This window comes from Mesorhizobium sp. M7D.F.Ca.US.004.03.1.1, assembly GCF_003998635.1.
Classification (GTDB): Bacteria; Pseudomonadota; Alphaproteobacteria; order Rhizobiales; family Rhizobiaceae; genus Mesorhizobium; species Mesorhizobium loti.
On the sequence record NZ_RZQG01001099.1, the window covers coordinates 1 to 1768 of the forward strand.

Here is a 1768-nt window from a genome sequence, read left to right on the forward strand (position 1 = left end):
CTTCCTCGACTATTTCGCCACCGGCAAGCTCGATCCCGACCAGGGTGCCGCGATCGTCGGCGGCATTGCCGAGGGCTGCCGCAAGGCCGGCTGCGCGCTGATCGGCGGCGAGACGGCTGAGATGCCCGGCATGTATCACGGCAACGACTACGACCTTGCCGGCTTTGCCGTGGGTGCTGCAGAACGCGGCCAGCTCTTGCCCACCGACGACATCGTCGAGGGCGACGTGCTGCTAGGCCTGGCTTCTTCGGGCCTGCATTCGAACGGTTTTTCGCTGGTGCGCCGCATCGTTGCCGTCAGCGGCCTGGCCTGGGGCGATCCGGCGCCGTTCAACGACGAGGCGACGCTCGCCGAGGCGCTGCTCGAGCCGACCCGCATCTACGTCAAGTCGATCCTCAAGGCGATCCGCAACACGCATGGCATCAAGGCGCTCGCCCACATCACCGGCGGCGGCTTCCCGGAAAACATTCCGCGCGTGCTGCCCAAGGATTTTTCGGCCGAGCTCGACCTCGAGGCGATCGACGTCCCGCCCGTGTTCTCGTGGCTGGCCAAGACCGGCGGCGTGGCGCCGGAAGAGATGATGCGCACCTTCAATTGCGGTATCGGCATGATTTTGGCGGTCGCGTCCGGCCAGGCAGCACAGGTCGCGGCCGTGCTGCAGGAGGCCGGCGAGACGGTGACGCCGATCGGCCGCATCGTGCCGCGCAGGGATGCCGGCGTCATCTATCGGGGCTCGATCGGCCTATGAGCGCGCAGAGGAAACGCGCTGTTGTCCTGATCTCGGGGCGCGGCTCCAACATGACCGCGCTGATCGCGGCGGCCAGCGACCCGGCTTTCCCGGCCGAGATCGTCGGCGTTATTTCCGACAAGGCGGACGCCGCCGGCCTCGGCATCGCCAGGGCGCGCGGCATCGCCACACAGGTCATCTCGCGTGCCGACCATGGCAGCAAGCAGGTGCATGATGCCGCGATCGACGCAGCGCTCACGGCATTCAATGCCGAGATCGTGGCGCTGGCCGGCTACATGCGCATCCTCACCCCCGGCTTCGTTCAGAAATGGCAGGGCCGCATGATCAACATCCACCCTGCCCTGCTGCCGGCTTTCAGGGGGCTCGACACCCATGCACGCGCGCTGGCCGCCGGCATGCGTATCCATGGCTGTACCGTGCATTTCGTCACTTCCGAGATGGATGACGGCCCGATCATCGCCCAGGCGGCCGTGCCGGTGATGGTTGGCGACACTGTGGATGCATTGGCTGCCCGTGTGCTGAAGACCGAACACCGGCTCTATCCGCTGGCGCTGGGGCTGGTCGCCGAAGGCAAGGCGCGCATGGAGGCCGGCCGCACCGTGCTTGCCCACTTTGCCGACGATGCCGACAACAGCACCTCGGTGGTGATGGCCCCCGACCCGCTGCGTGAGGAAGCCGACCTCGAGCATCTGGCGCGCATCACGCCGTGAGTCGAGAGCGTGACGATGAAACAGCTTCTCCTGCTTCGCCACGCCAAATCGAGCTGGGACGACCCTGATCTCGATGATTTCGACCGCCCGCTGGCCGAGCGCGGACTGAAAGCAGCCCAATTGATGGGCCGTGAGCTTGCGGCGCGCAACTGGCTGCCGGAGCTAGCGCTGGTGTCGCCGGCGCTGCGCACCCGCGACACCTGGCGGCTGGTGGCAGCGGAACTGTCCGTCCGCCCTCGGGTCGAACTCGCCAAAGCGCTCTACGATGCTTCAGCGGCGGATATTCTGAGCCAGATTCGTAAAACAGACG

3 protein-coding genes are annotated in these 1768 nt (G+C 66.6%); all 3 read left to right on the plus strand.

Translation table 11 applies throughout. The features are described from left to right. On the plus strand, window positions 1–748 hold a 748-nt coding region (purM, locus tag EN935_RS34310), incomplete at its 5' end, for a phosphoribosylformylglycinamidine cyclo-ligase (RefSeq protein WP_127374144.1). Continuing rightward, complete coding sequence (purN, locus tag EN935_RS34315) at window positions 745–1458, plus strand: phosphoribosylglycinamide formyltransferase (RefSeq protein ID WP_127263841.1); 714 nt, start codon at window positions 745–747, stop codon at window positions 1456–1458. The genes purM and purN, both read left to right, overlap by 4 nt. 15 nt (window positions 1459–1473) lie before the next feature. Next, a partial coding sequence (locus EN935_RS34320; protein ID WP_206534641.1) for a histidine phosphatase family protein occupies window positions 1474–1768 on the plus strand: 295 nt, incomplete at its 3' end.

Excerpts from the sequence above, each read along its gene's own strand:
- purN (WP_127263841.1), top strand. The coding sequence starts at position 745 with ATGAGCGCGCAGAGGAAACGCGCTGTTGTCCTGATCTCGGGGCGCGGC.